The organism is Halobacterium wangiae (assembly GCF_021249345.1).
Taxonomy (GTDB): Archaea; Halobacteriota; Halobacteria; order Halobacteriales; family Halobacteriaceae; genus Halobacterium; species Halobacterium wangiae.
Genome location: NZ_CP089588.1, coordinates 1575778 through 1597153, shown reverse-complemented (window position 1 = coordinate 1597153; position 21376 = coordinate 1575778). Strand labels below are relative to the sequence as shown.

General features: G+C 68.0%; 19 protein-coding genes and 1 other RNA gene. 10 read left to right on the top strand and 10 right to left on the bottom strand.

What is annotated here, in order from left to right:
* Window positions 1–1122: a FecCD family ABC transporter permease gene (locus tag LT965_RS08615; protein ID WP_232700361.1), complete on the bottom strand. Its 1122-nt coding sequence runs from the start codon at window positions 1120–1122 to the stop codon at window positions 1–3.
* A gap of 13 nt (window positions 1123–1135) precedes the next feature.
* A complete protein-coding gene (locus tag LT965_RS08610) occupies window positions 1136–2236 on the bottom strand; it encodes an ABC transporter substrate-binding protein (protein WP_232700360.1) in 1101 nt (366 codons plus the stop codon).
* 252 nt (window positions 2237–2488) lie between these two features.
* Between LT965_RS08610 and LT965_RS08605 the strand changes: the two genes are divergently transcribed.
* From LT965_RS08605 to LT965_RS08595, 3 genes are all read left to right on the top strand, one after another.
* Complete coding sequence (locus tag LT965_RS08605) at window positions 2489–5125, top strand: valine--tRNA ligase (protein ID WP_232700352.1); 2637 nt, start codon at window positions 2489–2491, stop codon at window positions 5123–5125.
* 72 nt (window positions 5126–5197) lie between these two features.
* Window positions 5198–6307, top strand: a complete 1110-nt coding sequence (locus tag LT965_RS08600; protein ID WP_232700350.1) for an aminopeptidase — start codon at window positions 5198–5200, stop codon at window positions 6305–6307.
* Between the two features lie 116 nt (window positions 6308–6423).
* Entirely contained in the window at window positions 6424–6678 is a 255-nt protein-coding gene (locus tag LT965_RS08595) for a hypothetical protein (RefSeq protein WP_232700348.1), read from the top strand.
* A 61-nt stretch (window positions 6679–6739) separates the two neighbouring features.
* Here the strand turns inward: LT965_RS08595 and rnpB are convergent.
* Window positions 6740–7119: RNase P RNA component (gene rnpB, locus LT965_RS08590), an RNA gene on the bottom strand.
* A gap of 267 nt (window positions 7120–7386) precedes the next feature.
* Between rnpB and LT965_RS08585 the strand changes: the two genes are divergently transcribed.
* Entirely contained in the window at window positions 7387–8022 is a 636-nt protein-coding gene (locus LT965_RS08585; RefSeq protein ID WP_232700346.1) for a TIGR00296 family protein, read from the top strand.
* Here LT965_RS08585 and LT965_RS08580 read toward each other — a convergent pair.
* Window positions 8019–9158: a nicotinate phosphoribosyltransferase gene (locus LT965_RS08580; protein WP_232700344.1), complete on the bottom strand. Its 1140-nt coding sequence runs from the start codon at window positions 9156–9158 to the stop codon at window positions 8019–8021. The genes LT965_RS08585 and LT965_RS08580 overlap by 4 nt on opposite strands.
* A gap of 63 nt (window positions 9159–9221) precedes the next feature.
* The gene (locus LT965_RS08575) at window positions 9222–10676 is read right to left on the bottom strand and encodes an Hvo_1808 family surface protein (protein ID WP_232700342.1); all 1455 of its coding nucleotides are present in this window, start codon (window positions 10674–10676) and stop codon (window positions 9222–9224) included.
* Window positions 10677–10790: 114 nt separating this feature from the next.
* On the opposite strand from LT965_RS08575, the gene LT965_RS08570 reads away from it, so the two are divergent.
* From LT965_RS08570 to LT965_RS08560, 3 genes are all read left to right on the top strand, one after another.
* Window positions 10791–11387 (top strand): hypothetical protein, encoded by a 597-nt coding sequence (locus LT965_RS08570; protein WP_232700340.1) that lies wholly within the window; start codon window positions 10791–10793, stop codon window positions 11385–11387.
* Window positions 11388–11463: 76 nt separating this feature from the next.
* Window positions 11464–12036: a cysteine hydrolase family protein gene (locus tag LT965_RS08565; RefSeq protein WP_232700338.1), complete on the top strand. Its 573-nt coding sequence runs from the start codon at window positions 11464–11466 to the stop codon at window positions 12034–12036.
* 164 nt (window positions 12037–12200) lie between these two features.
* On the top strand, window positions 12201–13598 hold the full coding sequence (locus tag LT965_RS08560) for an MBL fold metallo-hydrolase (RefSeq protein WP_232700336.1): 1398 nt from the start codon (window positions 12201–12203) through the stop codon (window positions 13596–13598).
* Between the two features lie 12 nt (window positions 13599–13610).
* Here LT965_RS08560 and LT965_RS08555 read toward each other — a convergent pair whose 3' ends face one another.
* Window positions 13611–14426 carry a DUF8155 domain-containing protein gene (locus LT965_RS08555; protein WP_232700334.1) on the bottom strand — a complete coding sequence of 272 codons (816 nt, stop codon included), beginning with the start codon at window positions 14424–14426 and terminating at the stop codon, window positions 13611–13613.
* 51 nt (window positions 14427–14477) lie between these two features.
* Here LT965_RS08555 and LT965_RS08550 point away from each other — a divergent pair, with 51 nt between their 5' ends.
* Genes LT965_RS08550 through LT965_RS08540 form a run of 3 tightly spaced genes read left to right on the top strand, consistent with a single transcriptional unit; the run spans window position 14478 to window position 17237 of the window.
* On the top strand, window positions 14478–15152 hold the full coding sequence (locus tag LT965_RS08550; RefSeq protein ID WP_232700332.1) for a lipoate--protein ligase family protein: 675 nt from the start codon (window positions 14478–14480) through the stop codon (window positions 15150–15152).
* A 42-nt stretch (window positions 15153–15194) separates the two neighbouring features.
* Window positions 15195–15947 (top strand): DUF7537 family lipoprotein, encoded by a 753-nt coding sequence (locus tag LT965_RS16705; protein ID WP_432419295.1) that lies wholly within the window; start codon window positions 15195–15197, stop codon window positions 15945–15947.
* Window positions 15948–15971: 24 nt separating this feature from the next.
* Window positions 15972–17237 carry a dihydroorotase gene (locus tag LT965_RS08540; protein WP_232700328.1) on the top strand — a complete coding sequence of 422 codons (1266 nt, stop codon included), beginning with the start codon at window positions 15972–15974 and terminating at the stop codon, window positions 17235–17237.
* A 24-nt stretch (window positions 17238–17261) separates the two neighbouring features.
* On the opposite strand, the gene LT965_RS08535 is transcribed toward LT965_RS08540, so the two are convergent.
* The 4 genes from LT965_RS08535 to LT965_RS08520 all read right to left on the bottom strand — a co-directional run bounded on the left by LT965_RS08535 (window position 17262) and on the right by LT965_RS08520 (window position 21365).
* Window positions 17262–17618, bottom strand: coding sequence for a DUF7268 family protein (locus tag LT965_RS08535; protein WP_232700327.1), 357 nt, complete (start codon window positions 17616–17618; stop codon window positions 17262–17264).
* A gap of 3 nt (window positions 17619–17621) precedes the next feature.
* The gene (locus LT965_RS08530) at window positions 17622–18560 is read right to left on the bottom strand and encodes an ABC transporter permease (RefSeq protein WP_232700326.1); all 939 of its coding nucleotides are present in this window, start codon (window positions 18558–18560) and stop codon (window positions 17622–17624) included.
* A gap of 1 nt (window position 18561) precedes the next feature.
* Entirely contained in the window at window positions 18562–19605 is a 1044-nt protein-coding gene (locus tag LT965_RS08525; protein ID WP_232700325.1) for an ABC transporter permease, read from the bottom strand.
* Between the two features lie 86 nt (window positions 19606–19691).
* A complete protein-coding gene (locus tag LT965_RS08520) occupies window positions 19692–21365 on the bottom strand; it encodes an ABC transporter substrate-binding protein (RefSeq protein ID WP_232700324.1) in 1674 nt (557 codons plus the stop codon).
* Between the last annotated feature and the right edge of the window lie 11 nt (window positions 21366–21376).

The window sequence follows — 21376 nt, the reverse complement described above, 5'->3', positions numbered from 1 at the left end:
TCAGAACTCCGTGAACGAGTCGGTGCGCCGCAGCAACAGCAGGAAGTACGGGCCGCCGATGAGGCCGGTGACGACGCCGACCGGGACCTGCGTCCCGCCGAGCGCCAGGCGGCCGACGACGTCGGCGACGACCACGAGCGCCGGGCCGGCGAACAGACAGCCGACCATCAGCCGCCGGTAGTCGCTGCCGACGAGCGTGCGCACGGCGTGGGGGACGACGAGCCCCACGAAGCCGACGAGGCCCGCGACGGCGACGGCCGCAGACGCCGCGACGATAGCGAGCGCCGACAGCAGGAAGCGCATCCGTTCGACGGGCATCCCAAGCGAGCGCGCGGTGCGCTCGCCGAGCAGGAGGACGTCCAGTTGCCGCGCGCTCACGAGCGCGGCGGGCACGACGACGAGGGTGGGGACGGCGACGGTGCGGACCTCCGTCCAGTCGACCCCGGTCAGCGACCCCGCGAGCCACGCGACCGCGAGGCGCATCACGCCGTTGCTGTCGATGAAGTAGAACAGCCCGGTCTGGAGGCTGTTGAAGATGGTGCCGACGACCACGCCCGCGAGGACGAGGCGCACGGGGGTGGTGCCGCCGCGCCACGCGACGGCGTAGACGAGCAGGAACGCGGCGGTGCCGCCGGCGACGGCGGCCAGCGGGAGCAGGTACGCGCCGACGGAGAAGACGAGCGTGAAGACGACGGCGAGGCCGGCCCCCGAGGAGACGCCGAGGATGTACGGGCTGGCGAGTTCGTTGCGCGTGATGGCCTGGAAGACGGCGCCGGAGACGGCGAGGTTGAGGCCGACGAACGCGGCGACGACGACACGGGGCAGGCGGACCGTCCAGACGACGATGGTGGGGTCGGTGAGGTGGCGGAGGTCGCTGTAGAGGCCGACCGTGCGCGCGGCGTCCTCGCCGAGCACCAGCGTCGCGAGGACGTGGAGGTCCGTCCAGACGGCCCGGTCGAGCAGCGCGCGGACGGCCGTCTCGAGTGGCATCTCGTAGGTGCCGTAGCGCACCTGGAGGACGCTGGCGACGGCCACGAGCAGGACGCTCCCGACGACGATCGAGGCGAGCGTGGCGTCGAACTCTGGGACGAGGGTGTCTCGGAGGCGGTGGCGTCGTGACATGTGGGTGGCCGGGTTACGAGGTGACGATACTGGCGAGTTCATCGCGGTCGAAGAGGTCGCCCTCGAAGCTGTCGGGGTAGAGGTCGGTAGCGAAGCGTTCGGTGACGAAGAGGTGTTCGATGGGGCCGAGGTAGATGGGGCCGCCACGGAACACGTCGCCGTTCTCGACGGCGGTGATGCGGCTGGCGGTGTCGTGGTCCTGCATGAACGAGACGACGGTGTCCTCGAACTCGTCGCTGGTCTTGTCCTCGTGCCCGCGCACGAACAGCACCTCGGGGTCGACGTCGAGCAGCGTCTCGTAGTCGACCTTCGAGCGGTTGCCCGTCGAGAGCGCGCCCACGCCGGCCTCCTTCAGGGCGTCCCGGACGCCGAGGTCGTGGAACGGTTTCTTGTTCGACCCCTGGCCGCTGAGGTGGTACGGCGAGAACGACGACGGTTCGTCCTCCCCGCCCCAGACGAGCGCGGCGCGGGGCCCCTCGCTCGGGAGGTCGGCGTCGAGACCGGCGACGAAGTCGTCGTGGAACGACTGGAACGCCTCGAAGCGCTCGGTCTCTCGGAAGACCTCGGAGACCTTCTCGAAGGCGCCGTAGAGGGTGTAGTAGTCGTAGTCGTGCCACTCGTCGGTGCGCCGGAAGATGGTGTTGCCGAAGAACGGGCCGTTGCGCTCCTCGAGGACGTCGACGTCGTCCTGGTCGACGCTGTCGAAGACGTTGAGCAGCCAGTTCGGGTCGATCAGGTGGACGTCGGCGTCGAGGGAGAGCAGCGTCTCGCGGGTGACGCCGCTCTCGACGAGGTCGACCATCCCAGACTCGTCGACGTCGACGCCGTCGAGTTCGTCGTAGTAGTTGGTGTTGAACCGGCCCTTCTGGCCGACGGACGCGACGGCGTCGCCGTGGCCGAGCGCGACAGCCATGTCGGCGTAGCCGGGCATGTAGACGGCGGCCGTCTCCGGGACGCCGTCGAACGTGACTTCGCCGACGGGCGTCATGGAGACGGTGTAGGAGTCAGATTCGGAGTTGTTCCCGTCGCCGCCCTCCACGGGGCTGGCACAACCCGCGAGCAGTCCGGCGACCGTCGCAGCACCGGTCGTCTTGATGAACCTGCGTCGTCGCATACTCGTTTAGGCCAACCTAAAGAACAAAAGTGCGTCGATTTTTCGGCAGGCCTAAAACGTGGATGGGTAGCACACCCCCGGCGTAGCGGCAGTCTCGGGCGGGCGACGCGCCCCGGGACGGGAACCTTTATCAGCGGCCCGCCGCTCTCGGCTAGTATGAGCGTCGGTACCGCCGTAGTACGTGTGTAACCTCCTTTCTCGCGAGCGACGTGGCTCTCACACGCAGCCAGGCGACCGACGACCCAGACAGCTATGACAGAACTCCCGGACAGCTACGACCCCGACCGTATCGAACCGAAGTGGCAGGACGAGTGGCAGGACAGCAACGTCTACGAGTACGACCCCGCTGACGCCGACACCAGCTACATCGTCGACACGCCGCCGCCGTACCCGACGGGGAACCTCCACATCGGGAACGCGCTCGGCTGGTGTTACATGGACTTCGTCGCGCGGTTCCACCGCCTCCAGGGCGACGCCGTCCTCTTCCCGCAGGGGTGGGACTGCCACGGCCTCCCGACCGAGGTGAAAGTCGAGGAGAACCACGACATCCACCGCACGGACGTCTCCAGACAGGAGTTCCGCGAGATGTGCATCGAGCACACCGACGAGCAGATCGCCGCGATGAAGGAGACGATGCGCGAACTCGGCTACTCCCAGGACTGGGACGCCGAGTTCCGGACGATGGACCCCGAGTACTGGGGGAAGACCCAGGAGTCGTTCGTCCGGATGGCAGACCAGGAGATGGTCTACCGGGACGAACACCCGGTCAACTGGTGTCCGCGCTGCGAGACCGCCATCGCGGACGCGGAGGTCGAGAACGTCGACCGCGAGGGGACGCTGTACTACGTCACCTTCGACGGCGTCGGCAACGACGACATCGAAATCGCGACCACGCGCCCGGAACTACTCGCGGCCTGTGTCGGCATGGCCGTCAGTCCGGACGACGAACGCTACACCGACCGGGTCGGTGACACCTTCGAGGTGCCGCTGTTCGGCCAGGAGGTCGAACTCGTTGCGGACGCCGACGTCGACCCCGAGTTCGGGACGGGCGCCGTGATGATCTGTACGTTCGGCGACAAGCAGGACGTCGACTGGTGGGCGGAGTACGACCTCGACCTGCGCTCGGTGTTCACCGAGGACGGCCACCTGAACGACCAGGCCGGCGAGTTCGCGGGCCTCGGCATCGACGAGGCGAAAGACGAGATCGCCGACGCCCTCGACGACGAGGGGTACCTCGGCGACTCCGAACCCACCGAGCAGAGCGTCGGCGCGTGCTGGCGCTGCGACACGCCCATCGAGATCCTCTCGAAGGAGCAGTGGTTCGTGGAGGTCGACCAGGACCTCGTCCTGGAGAAGGCCGCGGAGGTCGACTGGATCCCCGACCACATGCACGACCGCCTCGTCGACTGGACGGAGGGCATGGAGTGGGACTGGGTCGTCTCCCGGCAACGCGTGTTCGCCACGCCGATCCCGGCGTGGGAGTGTGCGGACTGCGGCCACTGGCACATCGCCAGCCCGGAGAAGACCCCCGTCGACCCGACCGAGGAGGGGCCAGCCGTCGGCGCCTGTCCCGAGTGTGGTGGGACAGAGTGGACCGGCGAGCGCGACGTGATGGACACGTGGATGGACTCCTCGATCACGCCACTGCACATCTCCGGGTGGCCCGAGGAGATCGACCTCGACGAGTTCGAACCGGTCTCACTGCGCCCGCAGGGCCACGACATCATCCGGACGTGGGCGTTCTACACGCTCCTCCGGACGGGCGCGCTCACCGACGAGAAGCCCTGGGAGGACGCGCTCATCAACGGCATGGTGTTCGGCGCCGACGGGAACAAGATGAGCAAGTCCCGCGGGAACGTCGTCGCGCCCAGCGAGGTCGTCGAGGAGCACTCCGCGGACGCGTTCCGCCAGGCGATGGCGCTGGGCGGCCAGCCCGGCAGCGACGTCCAGTTCCAGTGGAAGGAGGCCAAGTCCGCCTCCCGGTTCCTCACCAAACTGTGGAACATCGTGAAGTTCGCCGAGAGCCACTTCGACGAGGGCACCCCCGACATCGCGGACCCCGCCTACCGCGACGCCGACCGCTGGCTGCTCTCGGAGCTGACGCGCGTGAGCGACGACGTGGAGCGCGAGATGGAGAACTACCGCTTCGACGCCGCGCTCCGCCGCCTCCGGGAGTTCGTCTGGGAGGACCTCGCCGACGACTACGTCGAACTCGTGAAGGGGCGGCTGTACAACGGCCGGCCGGGCGAGCGCGACGCCGCCGAAAAGACCCTCTACACAGCCGTCACCGCAGTCGTGCGGCTGCTCTCGCCGTTCAGCCCCCACGCCACCGAGGAGATCTGGCGGTCCCTCCCCGGGACCGAGGGGAGCGTCCACCAGGCCGACTGGCCGGACGTCGACCTGCTCGACGAGGACGCGGAGGTCGCGGGTCGCCGCATCGCGGAGACCGCCAGCGAGATCCGCGCCTGGAAGTCCGAGCAGGGGATGCCGCTGAACGCCGACCTCGACCGCGTCGAACTGTACTTCGACGGCGACGACAACCACCTCGACACGTACGACCTCAGCGAGACGGTCAACGCCCCCATCAAACTCGCCTCCGGCCGACCGGACATCGAACTCGTCCCCGTCGACGTCGACGGCGACGACTCGAAGATCGGCCCCGAGTTCCGGAGCGACGCGGGCGCCGTGATGGCGGCCCTCGACGCCGCCGACCCCGCGGAGATACAGGCCCAGATCCACTCCGGTGACACCGTCACCGTCGAGTCCGACGGCCAGGCGTTCGACCTGGACAGCGAGTGGCTCACCGTCGACGAGGAGTACCGCGCGGCCTCCGGCGAGGAGGTCGCCGTCGTCGAGACGTCGTTCGGCACCGTCCTCGTCTACGAGTGACCGGCGGCGAGTAACCCCCGTAACCGACCGGCATCCGACACCTTTTGACCGGGCAGGTGCGACCGGTGAGACATGGACCCCCGCGTCGAGGAACACGCCGAGGTACTGGTAGAGTGGAGCGCGCGCGTCGAGGAGGGCGACAACGTCGTCCTGAACGTCGGCCCGGACGCCCACGAGCTCGCCGTCGCCGTAGCCGAGAAGGTCGGCGAGCGCGGCGCGAACCTCCACACCGCCTACTCGTCGGGCGAGGTGGGTCGCGCGTACGCGCTGGCCCACGACGGCGACTTCGAGGAGGACCCCGACCACGTGCTCGCGCTCATGGAGAACGCCGACGTCGTGCTCTCCATCGGCGGCGGCCGGAACGCGAGCGAGGGGTCGGACGTCCCGCCGGAGGTCCAGCAGGCCCAGTCGAAGGCCCGTCAGGGCATCCGGGAGGCGTACATGGACACCGACTGGGTGGGCACCGTCCACCCGACGCGGTCGCTCGCCCAGCAGGCGAACATGTCCTACGAGGAGTACCGGGAGTTCGCTTACGACGCCATCCTCCGCGATTGGGAGTCCCTCGCCGACGAGATGGCGAAGATGAAGGACGTCCTCGACGCGGGCAGCGAGGTTCGCATCGTCAAGGAGGACACCGACCTCACGATGAGCATCGAGAACCGCGTCGCGGTGAACTCCGCGGCCTCGGTCGCCTACGACTCCCACAACCTCCCCTCCGGTGAGGTGTTCACCGCGCCTGCGGCCACGGAGGGCGAGGTGTTCTTCGACGTGCCGATGACCATCCGCGGCGAGCGCGTCCAGGACGTCCACCTGACGTTCGAGGACGGCGAGGTCGTCGACTACTCGGCGGCCGAGAACGAGAGCGTGATCGGCGACATCCTGGACACCGACGACGGCGCGAAGCGACTCGGCGAACTCGGCATCGGGATGAACCGCGGCATCGACCAGTTCACGGACTCCATCCTCTTCGACGAGAAGATGGGCGACACCATCCACCTCGCGCTCGGCCGCGCGTACGGGTCGAACTTTCCGGAGGGCCACGAGGACGAGGCCAACGACTCCGCGGTCCACGTGGACATGATCACGGACGTGAGCGAGGACTCGTTCCTGGAGGTAGACGGCGAAGTGGTGCAGCGCGACGGGACGTTCCGGTGGGAGGACGGGTTCGACGCCGACGCGTAACTCCAGCGAACGGAGTGGGGACCCGCGCAGTCCGGAGCGAGGGCAGCGATTTCTCGTGTCGACCACACGTCGTTTTATCCGGGTGGCGTGGCTTGCAACGTTCGAGGGTAGATACAATGGGATTTCTCGATTCGTTCGGTCAGCTCGCAAGTAGCATCATCGCGGTCGTACTCCTGCTCGTGCTCGCGGTGGTGAGTTTCTTCATCACCATCTTCATTGTGGACGCGGGCGCGGCGCTCGCTGGCCTCGACCCGGGCTCGGACTTCGTGACGCTGTCGGCGGCGGTGCTGACCGCCGGCGCCATCGTCGGCGGCGCGTCGCCGCTGTCGGCCATCGCGACCGCGGACACCGCGGGAACGACGGCGCGATAGCGGTCGCTGGCGGTCTTTTCGCAGAATACTGTCGGTGAGCGTCGCTCGGCGGTGGAAGTGTGGCTGAGGGGAGTAAGCCCCCTTCTGTTCGGCCCGGCATTCGGCTCAGCGTCCGCGCGGCCCCTCTCGGGTCGGTCGGGCTACCTCGCACGCACGGACTTGCACCGGCGGGGATTGGCCGTTCCATCGGTCCCCTCCCTTCGGGTTCACGGCTACGCCGTTAACCCCTAACGTGGTCGGCGTCAGCCGACCACGCGCCCTAGGCGGGTTAGCTTCCTTCCCTTCCGGGTCGGGTCGCACGCCTCATCGGTCGGGGAGGGACGTGTCGTCTCTGTTCCAGTGCCGACGGTCTCCCGTCCCGGACTTGCGTCCGGCCGCCCGCCCGACTGGTGGGGGGACTTTCCTCATGCCTCGCGGCACGGGAGCCGGGCTCCCTCTGCCCACTGTCTCTAGCTGCGGGACGGCGTTAAGCGGTTCGGTCGCCGGGAGTTCGTGGTCTGTCGAAGGTGCCGTTCGACGCCCCGGGGAAACGTTCACGTCAATTAACCCGAAATCATCCCGCCGGGCGGTCGGTAAGCTGGACTTTCGCCACCCCGTACTGCGTTCTCTTTCGGCGCAGGGACCGCCGGGTAGCACAATCGTACCCGTCCGCGTGGGTCACTGACAAGGGAAGAGTTCAAGTTAATCCTTACCGTAATACGTTGCATAATGGCCGAGGCCCAGTCAGTAACACTCTCCTTCGAGGATGGCGCTCGGACCGTCGAACTAGCACGAGAATCGGTCGAGGCGTTCGTCCGGAACGGACAGCGAGAGCAGCCAGGCAGCATGCGGGACGCGTTCTACAACCGCACGAGTGCGTTCGTCCGCCTCGAGTCGACGCAGGGTCGTGGCCGCCTCCGTGGCTGCGCCGGGGCCCAGGACTCGGCGCGCGAACTCGGGAACGGCTCCCAGCAGCTCGGCCACGCCATCGTCGAGGCGTCCATCAAGGCCGCCAGCGAGGCGTCGTGTGGCTCAGAAGTAGAGGCCGCCGAACTCCCGAACCTCCGCGTCTCCGTCTGCACGGTGTCGAACCTCGTGCTGACGGACGACCCGGTCGAGGACATCGAACTCGGCGTCCACGGCGTCGCCATCGACGGCGACGGCCAGCACGGCTGGATGTATCCGACGCTCCCCGTCGAGAACGACTGGAGCGTCTTCGAGTACCTCGACCGCACCTGCCGGAAGGCCGGGCTGCCGAACGGCGCGTGGGAGGACGACGACGTGATGGTGACGCTGTTCGAGGGCCAGGTGTTCCGGGAGACCGACGAGGACAGCGAGGAGCCGGTCGAAGAGCTGACCGCCTAGAAGTCGACAGTTTCTGCGTCGTCGACCGCGCGCGCCGCAGCGGCGTCCACGTCGAACGCCTGGACGATCTCGCCGTCGCGGACGAGCGGTTCCATCAGCGTCGAGCCGTCCGTCGGACCGGGGCGACCCGCGAGCGCGATGTGGTGGCCGCCGTCCCGCGTCCGGTAGACGTCCTTCTTCCCGGAGAGCTTCCCCCGCTTGGCGGCGGGTTCGCCGTCGAGTTCGACGATGTCGAGTGCGAAGTCCACGGGGTCGGCGTTCGACACGTGGCCGCCGACGCCGAAGCCGTCCGCGACGTCCCGCAGGTCCCGGAGTTCCTCCGGGCCGAGGCCACCGCTGAGGAAGACGTCGACGTCGCCGCGGCCGCGGACGTCGAGTTCCCACTGTATCTCCCGGACGATGTGCCGGAAGTTCCCGCGTCGCGACGAGGTGGTATCGAGGCGGACGGCGTCGAGATTCTCGCCGAGTTCGTCGACGGCCCGCAACACCTCGTCCTTCTCGTCGGAGTACGTGTCACAGAGCGCGACGCGCGGGACATCCGGGGAGACGGCCTCGTCGAAGGCCCGCCACGCCGCCTCCTGGTTGCCGCGCCCGAAGCAGATGAGCAGCGAGTGGGGCATCGTGCCGCCGGCCTCCCGGCCGAGGACGTCCCCGGCAGCGACGTGCGAGAAGCCGTCGAGGCCGCCGACGAGCGCGGAGCGCTCGACCATCGCGGCGATAGCGGGGTGGACGTGGCGCGCGCCGAAGCTCAACACCTGCGAGTCCGGAGCGGCGCGCCGGACTTCGAGAGCGGCGGTGGCGACGCCGGAGGCGTGCGAGAGGAACCCCAGCAGCGACGTCTCGTAGCGCGCGAAGTCGCGGTACTGGCCCTCGATTCGCATCACTGGTCCGCCGTCGAACAGCGTCCCCTCGGGGAGCGCCTCGACGTCCACCGGGAGTCCCTCGAGGAGGTGGGCGGCGTCCTTCGCGCCGGCGAACAGTTCGAACTCGCCGGTCGGGAACTGGTCTGCGGTCACCTCCGCGACCACGCGAGGGTTCTTCCCGGCGTGGTCGAGGGTGGCCTCCGTCCGTTCGAAGTAGGCGTCGGTCGCGCGGCCGTCGGCGATGGCGTCGGCGCCGACGATGTCGAAGGTCACGACGCGACCTCCCTGTGCGTGTACATAGCTGGGGGTACTGCGCCCCGGGCGAAAAAGGCTCGCCTACTGTCTCGCGTGGACGTCGCCCAGCTGGTCGACGGTCGGCGCGTTCACGATGGTGACCCGATCGCCGGAGACGGTGACGCGGAACGCGTCGGCGAACTCGCTCTCGCCCTCGGGGATGCGCCAGACGCCGTCGTCGCGCTGTTCGGCGCCCCAGTACTCGAGGAGGCTGCGGTACGTCTCGGCGAACTCCCGGGCGTCGGCCTCGGAGTCCCACGCGATGCGCCACGTGTACGCCGTCTCGCCGTCGCCGTTCTCGTAGACCCACATCCGCTCACCGTCCCAGCCCTCGACGGGCGTGGTGGTGTAGTTGAACGGGTCGTTCCGGTCGACCGCCCCGCCGTCGGTGTTCAGGAACTCCTGGGGGCTGAGCACGAACCCCTGGCGGTCCTCGTGGTAGGCGGGGTAGGCGAACATCGCCGTGAGTCCACCGACCCCGACTTCGCCGTACGGCGCCCGGCCGTCGACGGTGACCCGCTCCCAGTCGGCCGACGAGCGGTCCCGCAGCGTGGGGTTCCCGGGGCGGTCGGAGCCGTACTTCTCGGGCAGGGCGACCTGCTCGGAGGACTCCGCGGGGTCCTCGTAGAGGTCCGCGACGCCCGACCAGCCGTCCTCGGCGTAGAAGTGCTCGACGAAGCCCGGCCCGTCGCTGTACGGGAAGTACTTCATGATGTAGATGCCGAGGTGGAGGTCACCGCCGCCACCACCACCCGCCTCGGGGGAGACACAGCTCCAGTTCGTCCCGCAGTTGTCGCCGTACTGTCTGTCGACGAAGCGCGCTTCGCCCTCGATGAGGCCGTTACGGGCGTTCGACGCGTCACGGGTCTGCGAGGAGAAGTTGGCGTCGAAGTTCCGGAACTGGAGGGCGTGGACCAGTTCGTGGCCGAGCGTGGTCTCCTCGATGGTCGGCGTCTCCGACTCGGAGATGATCACGATGCGGTCGTCCTTCGGGGTGTAGAACCCGAGGACGTTCTCGCCGCGGTTGGACTCCTGAACGTCGATGGAGTTCTCGTCCTCACCGACGAGGAACAGCGCCTCGAACTTCGTGTCGTCGAACGTCCGCAGCGCCTCGGTCGCGTTGGTGGAGTCCGCGTACTCCTGGCGGTACGTGTCCCGGGAGATGACCTCGACCTGCACTCGCTCCTCGAACTCAATGCCCCGGATCTGCTCGACGCGCGCCATCGCGCGGTCGACGGTCGCGTTGCGCTCGGTCTCGTTCAGCCCGTCACCAACGTCGACCGGTATCGATTCGTTGTACCAGTAGCCGTTCTCCCACCCCAGTACGTCCGAGTCGGGGTCCGCGAAGTCGAACTCCGACTCGCTGGTCGTGTTGGTCGCGGTGGTGGTCGGCTGGGTGGTCTCCGGTTCCGTGGTGTCGCCGGAGAACGACACCGACTGACAGCCCGCGAGTACCACGAGGAGAACCAGTCCGACGGCCAGAGTGCGGCGTGCCATTACCAAAACTGTGGGTCTCGGGGGGTAAAAGGCTGCGCACGGTCGCAGTCGGTGTGAGACGCAGAGCCGAGATGACGCGAGGGATTAAGTACCCCCACTCGAATCGTGGCCTGTATGTCAGGGAATGGCAACGAAGGGGGCGTTCGATCGTCGCCGAACGAACCGCAGCAGCCACGGCACGGCTCGAAGTCGGTGACCGACCTGCTCGAGGAACCGGAGACGAAAGAACACGTCAAGGCCATCGCCGTCACGATGGCCGTCGTCGGCGTCGCACTCGGACTGCTGGTGTTCCTGATGGGGTCGGTCGGCGGGATGGAACTCACGCAGGACGGCTTCCAGCAGGACCTCTCTGCCGAGGAACGGGCCTACCAGGACAAGCAGTACACGGCGAACCTCGTGAACTCCGTGTTCCAGAACGCGCCGTTCGTCGCGTTCGGTATCGCGGCCGTCGCGGGACTGCTCGTCGGCGCACGCATCGGCGGCGGGTCCCGGAAGGCGATGGTCGCGGCGGGCGCCGGCGCACTCGTCGGGACCGTCGCACTCGTCTTCTTCGCGGAGTTCCTCGCCGCCCAGCAGATGCCGACCTTCGAGAACCAGAGTGGCTTCTCGCTGGACACGGGGCAGGCGCTGATCAACAGCGTGGTGTTCGGCGTGCTCGCCGCGGCGATGGCCAGCGGTGGCGCGTGGAGCGTCAAGGAGTACGTCACGTAACCGGACTCGTGACCACTGGGTTCCCACGTGGGCCACTCGCACACCGTTTTTTGGCGGGCACGACGTAGGCTCGAACATGAACCTCGACCCAGACACCACTGCAGTCGTCGTCGTGGACATGCAGAACGGCTTCTGTCACCCGGACGGCAGCCTCTACGCGCCCGCCAGCGAGGACGCCCTCGACCCGGTCACCGACCTCGTCTCGCGTGTGCGGGACGCCGGTGCGAGCGTCGTCTACACGCGTGACGTCCACCCGCCCGAGCAGTTCGAGGGGAACCACTACTACGACGAGTTCGAGCGCTGGGGCGAGCACGTCGTCGAGGGGACGTGGGACGCCGAACTCCACGAGGACCTCGACGTCCGCGAGGACGACCACGTCGTCGAGAAGCACACGTACGACGCGTTCTACCAGACCGAACTCGAGGGGTACCTCGACGCCCACGCGATCGACGACCTGCTGCTCTGTGGCACGCTGGCGAACGTCTGCGTGCTCCACACCGCTAGCTCCGCCGGCCTCCGCGACTACCGTCCCGTCGTCGTCGAGGACGCGATCGGCTACATCGAGGACGAACACCACGAGTACGCCGTCGAGCACGCCACCTGGCTGTTCGGCGAGGGCGCGCAGCGGACGGACGTCGAGTTCGTCTGAGCCGGCCCGTACTCCCGATAGCTCGCGGTAAGGAGCGCCTACTGGGAGCGCGCTCGTAGCGGGGCGTTACCCGGCTGAAGCCCCACGGTAACGGCTGTTCTGCCTCCGCCTTCCGGGCGGTACTCGAGTGATAACAAAGCCCCGACACCACCTCAGCGGGACGTATGCAAGTAACGTACCTGTCGTCAGCCGCCATCCACATCGAGGCCGAGGACGCGGACATCCTGTGTGACCCGTGGCTCGTCGACGGCGCGTACTACGGATCGTGGTGCCACTACCCGGAACCGGCGAAGGGGCCGGAGGACTTCGACGACCTCGACTACATCTACATCTCGCACATCCACCCGGACCACTTCGACCCCGCGACGCTCCGGCGGATGGACACGGACATCCCCGTGCTCATCCACGACTACCGCTGGGACTACCTCCGGGACGCAATCGAGGACCTCGGCTTCGAGGTCATCGAGCTCGCCCACGACGACCGCACGCAGCTGAAAGGCGACGTTCACATCAACGTGCTCGCGGCGGACGGCTGCGACCCCGAACTCTGCGGGAACTTCTTCGGCTGCACCTGGTACGACACGGAGGCCGACAAGACGGGGTCGACACAGGTCGACTCGATGGCGGTCATCGACGACGGCGACCACGTCGTCGTGAACACGAACGACTGCCCGTACCCGCTCGTGGAGCCGACCTGCGAGCAGGTGAAGGAGGACTACGGGAGTGTCGACCTGCTGTGCCACCAGTACAGCGCCGCGCAGTTCTACCCACAGGCGGTGACGAACTACACCCACGAGGAGATGATCTCCGAGCGCGACCGCGTCATCCAGGAGAAACACGAACTCGCGCTCAACTTCGTCGACCTCTTCGAACCGGACTACTACATGCCGTTCGCGGGCGAGTACGTCCTCGCGGGCGACCTCGCGGACCTGAACCAGTACACCGCGAACCCGCCACGCGAGCAGGCGAAGGCGTTCTTCGACGAGCACACGAGCGACGACCACGAGTGTGTCTTCCTGAACACCGGCGAGTACGTCGACCTCGACGCGAGGGAGGTGTCCGCGCCGTTCGAACCCCTCGACAAGGAGGCCAAACAGGAGTACATCGACGAGGTGCTCGCCGAGCGCAGCTTCGACTACGAGGCGGACCCGATGCCCACCCTCGACGAACTGAAAGCCTACCTCCCCCACGCCTACGAGAGCCTGGAGTCCAAACGCGAGAAGATCGGCTTCAGCAGCGACACGACCGTGCTCCTGCCGCTCGTCGACGACGCCTGCCTCGAACTGTCGATGGACGGCGAGGGCTACAGGGTCGTCCACGACGTCGACACGGACGACTACGACGGCTGGGTGAAGATGGACGTCGACCCCCGCCTGCTGCGCCGGCTGTTCGAGGGACCGCACAGCGCCTACTGGGCGGACGCGAAGATCGGGTCCCACATCGGCATCAGCAAGGTGCCCGACATCTACGAGCGCGGCCTCTACAACTGCCTCGGCTCGTTCCACACCGCGGGCTACGACGTGGACGCCGACACCACGGCCGAGACGGACGCGACCGCGTAGACCGCGAGGGGACTACTGCTCCCGGAACCCCACGTCGACGCGGTCGCCGACCGAGAGGTCGTGGCCGGGACAGACGAGTTTCAGGCCGAGGTCGTCGACGCCGAGCCACAGCGACAGCCCCCGGATCGGGACACCGTTCGCGGTCGGCGTGACGTCCCGCCACGTCACCGTCCGGTCGTTGCGGCGGTCCCCGACGACGGTGCCGAGCAGCGAGACGGTGTCGGCGTCGCCGGTCGCACCGCCGGCCTCGTAGTGCGGGAGGCCGCCGTCGATGACCGCGCCGTCGTCGGCCGCGAGTCCCGCGAACGTCTCGCCGGGCGCGGGGTGTTCGGGCGCGTCGAGGCGCGCCCACGTCTCGCCCGTCTCGACGACGCGGCCGGTGCCGTCCCAGGCCACCGACTCGACCGGCAACCCGAGGTCGAGCGGCAGCGACCCCGAGGCCCGCACCGCGTTCTGGTCGCGTTCGCGGAACCCGAGGTGGACGTGGTTGTCGACCCACGGCGCGAAGAAGCCCGAGCGCACCAGCCGACCGACGTGGTCGCCCACGGCGAGAGTGTCGCCGGGTTCGACCGCCGGGTCGACGTGGAGCATGCGTGCCAGGTACTCGCCCGTGTCCACGACGACGAGGTGGTCTTCGTCCTCGGCGTACGGCTGGTCTGGACAGCGCACGGTCCGCGTCTCGACGACGTCGCCGGCGACGGGACTCCCAGCACGGTCAGTGCCAGGATACAGGTCGACGGCACACCCCGCGTCGTGAGCGGGGTACGGGGAGTTGTAACGGGAGACGCGCGGGTACCGGCGTAGGACGTCGCCGTCCAGCGTGACCATGCGCCGGGTTGGAACCGAGAAGAGTTACGGGCGTCGGTCCGTAGCGACCGTATGCGAGTGCTGCGCGGTCGAGCGAGCAGTCGGGACGCGGACCGCGAGGTGACCCGGGACCTCCTCGAGTTCGTCCGCGAGCACGGCGAGCCGGCAGTCCGCGTGTGGGCGCCCGGTCGGCAGCTAGCGTTCGGGCGGCGGGACGCGAACGAGGACGGCTACAGCGACGCGAAGGCGGCGGCCCGCGACCACGGCTTCCCGCCGGTCGAGCGCGGCGTCGGCGGGCGGGCCGTCGCGTACACGGAGACGACGCTGGCGTTCGCGCGCATCGAACCGGTCGCGGACCTCCGGACGGGACTCTCCGAGCGCTACGACGCGATGGTCGCGGACGTCGTCGGCGCGCTCGACGCCGTGGGAGTCCAGGCGAGCGAGGGCGAACCGCCGGACTCGTTCTGCCCGGGCGACCACTCCGTCTCCGCGGACGGGAAACTCGCGGGCGTCGCCCAGCGCGTGACGAAGGGCGCGGCGCTCACCTCGGGCGTGCTCGTCGTCGACGACCGCGAGGAGATCGTGAGCGTGCTCGCCGACGTCTACCCGGCGCTAGGCGTCCCCTTCGACCCAGACTCCGTGGGGAGCGTCGCGGCCAGCGGCGGCGACACCGGGCGCGTGCGCGACGAACTGGAGGCCACGCTCGTCGGGGACGCCGACCCGGACGTCCGGCGGGTGGGAACGTAGAGCTACCAGAAGAATTATCTCTGACACGAACGAGGCGGGAATATGCGAGAGGTGTGTGCCGCCCTTGCAGTGGTCCTCCTCGTCGCTCCCGCAGGCTGTCTGACCGCTCCAACGGGTCCAGCGCCGGACTACAGCGACGACGCCGTCGTCCGAACGGTCACGAACGGGGACCAGGCCGACGTCAGAGCGTTGTACGACAGCCACAGGAGGGCGCTCGAAAACGCTTCCTCGTACCGCATCGAGCTCAGTCAGGCGAAAAACGGGAGCGTCGTTCGAGCCACCGAACTACACTTGGACCAGCCGTTGAGGCGAGCCACCCTCAACGAACGATACGTACGGCCGGACGGCGCTTCGACAGAGACGACGTACGTGAACCGCAGCGGCAGGTACGTCGAGTACGACGATAGCGGCGAGGAGACCGAGTATCGGGCGCGCACGGAGCCACAGTACGCGTTCCACTCCAACTACGTCTGGGCGTCCGAAGTGCAGTTGCCCCTCCCCGCGGTCGTCGCGAGCTTCGACTACGAATTCAGCGGACACCGCGACGGCGCGTACGTCTTCGAATCTGATTCCCTCGAGTCGGCAGAAGACGCCTCGTACGTTCCCTGGAAGCGAGAGCACGTAGAGCGTGTGAGCGCACGCCTCGTCGTCGACGACCGCGGGTTCGTTCGAGCGTACTCGTTGCGCGTCCGCTTCCAGGACAGTGGAACGGCGGCGAGCCAGTCACTCGAGTTCCGCGTCACGGGCGTGAACGAGACGCGCGTCACCCCGCCCGACTGGCTCCGCAGCACTTAGGCGCGCTGCCGAGAGAGTCCGCGTATGCAGGTCATCCGGAACGCCACGCTCGCGGACGGCCGGACGCGGGACGTGCGCGTCGGCGACGACGGCCGCATCGACGCCGTCGGCGAGTCCCTCGCTGGCGACGAACTCGTCGACGCCAGCGGCAAACTGCTCCTCCCGGGGATGATCGACGTCCACGTCCACTTCCGCCAGCCGGGCTACGGCCACAAGGAGACGTGGGCGTCGGGGTCGCGTAGCGCGGCCGCGGGCGGCGTCACCACCGTCGTCGACCAGCCGAACACGGACCCGGCGACGGTGACGGGCGCGGCGTTCGACGAGAAGGCAGCGTTCGCCGCCGACTCGCTCGTCGACTGGGGCATCAACGGCGGCGTCACGCCCGACTGGGACCCCGACTCGCTGTTCAACCGACCACTGTTCGCGCTCGGCGAGGTGTTCCTCGCGGACTCGACGGGCGACATGGGTATCGAGGCCGCGTTGTTCCGCGAGGCCTGTGAGCTCGCGGCGGACGAGGACGTCGTCGTCACGGTCCACGCGGAGGACGCCGACCGCTTCGATAGCGCAGCGAAGGAGCGCGACGACGCCGACGCGTGGAGCGCCTACCGCACCGCCGGGGCAGAGGCGGCCGCCGTCGAACGCGCCGTGACGGTCGGTAGCGAGGCTGGAGCGACCGTCCACGTCGCCCACACGTCCACCCCGGAGGGCGTCGACGCGGCGAGGGCGGGCGGCGCCACCTGCGAGGTGACCCCGCACCACCTCTTCCTCTCGCGGGTCGACCTCGACGAGTTGGGGACGTTCGGGCGGATGAACCCCCCGCTGCGTAGCGAGGAGCGACGGGAGGCGCTGTTCGATCGACTGGCCGACGGCCGCGTGGACGTCGTAGCGACCGACCACGCACCCCACACGCGCGAGGAGAAAGACGCGAGCATCTGGGACGCGCCCTCCGGCGTGCCGGGGGTCGAGACGGCGCTCCCCCTGCTGTTGCAGGCTGCCAGCGAGGGAGAACTCACCTACGAACGCGTGCGGGACGTGACCGCCGCGAACCCCGCCGCAATCTTCGACCTGCCCCGGAAGGGGCGAATCGAGGCCGGCCGGGACGCCGACCTCGTGCTCGTCGACCCCGACGACTCGCGGGAGATCCGGGGCGCAGACTGCCACTCGAACTGCGGGTGGACGCCGTTCGAGGGGATGGAGGGCGTGTTCCCGGAGTGGACGATGGTCCGCGGAACCGTCGTCTGGGACGGCGAGACGTTCGTGGACCACGCCGGCGAGAACGTCCGAAGCTGAGGAAGAGACGGAGATTCTGGGCAGTCAGACACCGTAGGGCGCGCCAGCGACGGCGGCGCCGACCATGCCGCCGAGGCCGAAGACGAGGAGGACGGCCATCGCCTGCCGGCCGCTCTCGACGGTCCAGCTATCGCTGATGCCGAGTTCCGTCGAGAACGTCTCGACAGCCTCGCCCGACAGCAACACTGCGGACCAGCCGATGAGGCCGAGGGCGAACGGGATCGCCGCGAGTGGAAACGCCAGCCCACTCGCCGTACGGGGCGCGTAACCGAGGCCGAAGACGAGCGCGTAGAACAGCGAGAACGCGGCGACGAAGCCGGCGCCGGCGAAGCGGGCGAGCAGCCCCCAGTCGCGGCCCCGTGCCTCGACGCCCTCCTGCATCGGTCAGTCGACCGTCTCCCGCATCCGCGGGTCGAGGGCGTCGCGCATCCCGTCCCCGAGGAGGTTGAACCCGAGGACCGTAATCGCGAGGAACAGCCCCGGGAAGACGGACATCCACCACTTCCCGGTGAGGAGGCCGTTCTTCACGCCGTTCGAGAGCATCAACCCCCAGGACGGCATGCCAGCCTGTGCGCCGAACCCGAGGAACGACAGCGCCGCGATGTCGATGATGGCGAGCCCGAAGTTCAGCGTGGACTGCACCGTGATGGGCGCCAGCGAGTTCGGGACGACGTGGCGCACGAGGACGCGGGGGTCCTTCGCGCCGAGCGCTTCGGTCGCCTCGATGTACTCGTCCTCGAGCACTTTCAGCGCCGCGCCGCGCACGACGCGGGCGAACCGGGGCGTGTAGACGAGGATGAGCGCGGCGGTGGCCTTCCAGAGGCCCGCGCCGAAGATGGAGACCAGCGCGAGCGCGAGCAGCAGCGACGGGAACGCCAGCAGCACGTCCATCGTGCGCATGATGACGTTGTCGGTGAGGTCGCTGTAGTAGGCCGCGATGGTACCCAGCGCGATGCCGGCGACCGTCGAGACGCCGACGGCGATGGTGCCGAACTTCAGCGCGACCCAGGCGCCGTACAGCGTGCGCTTGAAGATGTCGCGGGCGGCCGCGTCCGTCCCGAAGAGGTACGTGTCCGCTGGGGCGGGACCGGCCCAGCCCGGGGGCGCGCGGTCCGGGATCGTGCCGCCGAGACGCGAGCTGGCGAGCACATTGACGTCCATGAAGATGCGCGCGTACAGCGCGATGAGGACCATCGCGACGATGATGACGATGCCGGTGAGCGCGATGCGATTCGACAGCAGCTCCGAGAGGAACTGCGAGGAGCGTAAGCGGTCTACGAAGCCGCGCTCCGCCGGTTGAGACGATGTTTCGGTCGTGCTCATTTCACTGTTGGATGCGGGGGTCGAGGTAGCTGTAGGTGATGTCGACGCCGAGGTTCACGAGCGTGAACAGCAGCGCGAACGTCAGCACGGCGCCCTGGACGAGCGGGTAGTCCGTCGCGTTGATGGCGGCGACGATGGTCGTCCCGATACCGTTGATGCTGAAGACGGTCTCCGTGAGGACCGCGCCACCGAGCAGCGTGCCGAACTGAATGCCGATGACAGTCACGACGGGGATGAGGGCGTTCCGGAAGCCGTGTTTCATGATGGTGATCTTCGAGCCCTGGCCCTTCGCGCGCGCCGTCCGCATGTAGTCCTGGCGCACGACCTCCAGCATCGACGACCGCATCATCCGAGAGATGAGCGCGAGCGAGTAGATGCCGATGGTCGCCGCCGGCAGGAACATGTGCCGGACCGCCGAGAACCACGCCTCCAGCCGCCCGAGCAGGAGCGTGTCCACGGTCACCATGCCGGTGAGGGGAAGTTCCATACCGAACAGCGTCCAGTGGTCGGCGAGGAACATCGTCGAGTCGATGCGGCCGCTCGCCGGGAAGATGCCGAGGAACGTCGAGAAGAACAGGATGAGCATTGGGCCAGACCAGTAGATGGGGATGGAGATGCCCGACAGCGCGCCGACGCGACCGAGGTGGTCGACGATGGAGTCCTGTTTCACCGCGGAGATGACGCCCAGCGGCAGGCCGATCAGCAGGCCGATGAACTGGCCGTACAGCGCGAGTTCGATGGTGATCGGGAGCCGCGAGGCCAGGATGCTGCGGACCGGCTGGCCCTGTGCGACCTTGTAGGACTGGCCGAAGTCGAACTGGACGACGTCCAGGAGGAACCGACCGTACTGGACGTAGAGGGGGTCGTTCAAGCCGAGGTTCTGGCGTAACTCGAGGACGCGCGCCTGGGAGGCGCGCTGTCCGAGGATGACCCGCGCGGGGTCACCACCGGAGAGGTGGAGAATGACGAAGACGAACGTCGCTACGCCGAGAAGTACCGGCACGAGCAACAGCAGCCGTTTCAGGATGAACCGCTTCGAGACCATGTATATGAGTAGTGTCCGGACGTGTGTCGTCCGGCCGTATGAACGTTACTTCGCGACGGCGGTGGACGGGGACTACCCCCGCAACCTCACTTCAGTTCGACGAGCTCCAGGTACGGCTGGCCGACGGAGCTCACGATGAAGCTGTCCGACTTCACCGACTCGTGGACGCCACGCGTGGTCTGCGCGTAGTCGAGGTACACCCACGGAGCCTGCTCGTGGGCCAGCTTGGTCGCCTCGAGGTAGAGCTCTTCGCGCTCGCCCTCGTCGTAGGTCGTCTGTCCCTGGTTGACGAGCTCCATGTAGTCCGTGTTCGCCCACGCGGAGATGTTGGAGGCGTTGGCCTTCGTCTCCCAGTCCACGTAGTCCTGGCCGCTCGGCACGTCGTCGACGGAGACGCCGGGGTGCAGGAGCACGTAGAGGAAGTTGTCCGGGTCGGCGTTGTCGGTGTACCAGCCGAGCAGCGCCGCGTCGTGCTTCCCCGCGTACGTGTATTCGATGTACGGACCGAACGAGGAGAACTGGTTGATCTCGACCGTGATGCCGATGTCTTCGAGGTCCGACTTGATCTGGTTCGCCGTTTCGACCGGGCTCGGGTTGTAGCCACGCGGGTTCGAGAACGTCGCGAGCTCGAAGGTGAGGTCCGTCTCGCCGGCCTCTTCGAGGAGCTGCGTCGCCTCCTCCTGGTCCTGCGGGTACGGGTCCAGGTCGTCGTTGTGACCGAGGACGTTCGGCGGGAGCGGCTGGTCGGCCTGCGACGCGAAGCCCTGGTAGATGGAGTCCACGATGGCCTCCGTGTCCACGGCGTAGCTGATGGCGCGGCGGACCTTCGGCTTCCGGAAGGCCTCCTTCCGGGACTGGTTGAACGCCATGTAGCCGATGTTGATGCCGTCCTTCAGCTTCGAGGACGCCGAGTCGGAGTTGTCGATCTGCTGGATGGCCTGCGCGCTGAGGTTGTCGGTGAGGTGGCTGTCACCGTTGATGAGGTCCTGGGCGCGCGTCGAGTTGGACTTGATCGTCTTGATGATCAGTTCGTCGACCTTCGGGCCGTCGCCCCAGAAGTCGTCGTACGCGCTGAAGCGGATGCGCTCGTTGTCGTTGTCGAGCTCCTCGAAGACGAACGGGCCGGTCCCCTGCGGGTCCGTACCGAGTTCGGCCTGGGCGTCCGCGCCCTCGCCCATCTCCTCGATCTGCGCCTTCGAGAGGATGGCGGCCGCGAACATCGCGAGGTTCCGGACGAACGGCGCGTAGCGCTGGCTCAGGTTGATGGTGAGCTCGTACGTGCCGCTCTCCTCCATGCTCTCGATCCAGTCACCGAAGGTGACAGAGGCGTATCCCGAGCGGTTCTCGCCGAGGAAGTACTTGTACTCCTCGTCGATGAAGCGTCGGATGGTCGCACGGACGTCCGCGGACGTGAGTTCCTCGCCGTTGTGGAACGTGACATCCTCCTTGAGCGTGATGGTCGCCGTCTTCCCGTCCAGGGACCACTCCTTGGCGAGGCCGTCGGTGAGCGCGCCACCGCTGCCCGGCTTGAAGTCGACGGTCGTGTCGAAGACCTGGTTCGTGACCTTCGCCACCTCGCCGCTGGTGGTCTGCTGGGGGTCGTAGTTGCTCGGGTGGTCACCACGGGAGTAGACGAGGGTGCCGCCGCCACCATCGCCGCCGCCCATGAGACTCGTACACCCTGCTGTCGATGTCGCGGCGACCGTCGCGGTCCCCGCTGCCTTCAGGAAGCTTCGTCGGCTTACGTTATCGCCTGCCATACCACCGTATC

What these genes read in the sequence shown, in the direction of transcription:
- LT965_RS08555 (WP_232700334.1), bottom strand. Translation starts at nt 14,426, where the DNA reads ATGGTCACGCTGGACGGCGACGTCCTACGCCGGTACCCGCGCGTCTCC.
- LT965_RS08575 (WP_232700342.1), bottom strand. Translation starts at nt 10,676, where the DNA reads ATGGCACGCCGCACTCTGGCCGTCGGACTGGTTCTCCTCGTGGTACTC.
- LT965_RS08595 (WP_232700348.1), top strand. Translation starts at nt 6,424, where the DNA reads ATGGGATTTCTCGATTCGTTCGGTCAGCTCGCAAGTAGCATCATCGCG.
- LT965_RS08520 (WP_232700324.1), bottom strand. Translation starts at nt 21,365, where the DNA reads ATGGCAGGCGATAACGTAAGCCGACGAAGCTTCCTGAAGGCAGCGGGG.
- LT965_RS08540 (WP_232700328.1), top strand. Translation starts at nt 15,972, where the DNA reads ATGCAGGTCATCCGGAACGCCACGCTCGCGGACGGCCGGACGCGGGAC.
- LT965_RS08530 (WP_232700326.1), bottom strand. Translation starts at nt 18,560, where the DNA reads ATGAGCACGACCGAAACATCGTCTCAACCGGCGGAGCGCGGCTTCGTA.
- LT965_RS08610 (WP_232700360.1), bottom strand. Translation starts at nt 2,236, where the DNA reads ATGCGACGACGCAGGTTCATCAAGACGACCGGTGCTGCGACGGTCGCC.
- LT965_RS08615 (WP_232700361.1), bottom strand. Translation starts at nt 1,122, where the DNA reads ATGTCACGACGCCACCGCCTCCGAGACACCCTCGTCCCAGAGTTCGAC.
- LT965_RS08600 (WP_232700350.1), top strand. Translation starts at nt 5,198, where the DNA reads ATGGACCCCCGCGTCGAGGAACACGCCGAGGTACTGGTAGAGTGGAGC.
- LT965_RS08565 (WP_232700338.1), top strand. Translation starts at nt 11,464, where the DNA reads ATGAACCTCGACCCAGACACCACTGCAGTCGTCGTCGTGGACATGCAG.
- LT965_RS08550 (WP_232700332.1), top strand. Translation starts at nt 14,478, where the DNA reads ATGCGAGTGCTGCGCGGTCGAGCGAGCAGTCGGGACGCGGACCGCGAG.
- LT965_RS08570 (WP_232700340.1), top strand. Translation starts at nt 10,791, where the DNA reads ATGTCAGGGAATGGCAACGAAGGGGGCGTTCGATCGTCGCCGAACGAA.
- LT965_RS08525 (WP_232700325.1), bottom strand. Translation starts at nt 19,605, where the DNA reads ATGGTCTCGAAGCGGTTCATCCTGAAACGGCTGCTGTTGCTCGTGCCG.
- LT965_RS16705 (WP_432419295.1), top strand. Translation starts at nt 15,195, where the DNA reads ATGCGAGAGGTGTGTGCCGCCCTTGCAGTGGTCCTCCTCGTCGCTCCC.
- LT965_RS08535 (WP_232700327.1), bottom strand. Translation starts at nt 17,618, where the DNA reads ATGCAGGAGGGCGTCGAGGCACGGGGCCGCGACTGGGGGCTGCTCGCC.
- LT965_RS08605 (WP_232700352.1), top strand. Translation starts at nt 2,489, where the DNA reads ATGACAGAACTCCCGGACAGCTACGACCCCGACCGTATCGAACCGAAG.
- LT965_RS08585 (WP_232700346.1), top strand. Translation starts at nt 7,387, where the DNA reads ATGGCCGAGGCCCAGTCAGTAACACTCTCCTTCGAGGATGGCGCTCGG.
- LT965_RS08560 (WP_232700336.1), top strand. Translation starts at nt 12,201, where the DNA reads ATGCAAGTAACGTACCTGTCGTCAGCCGCCATCCACATCGAGGCCGAG.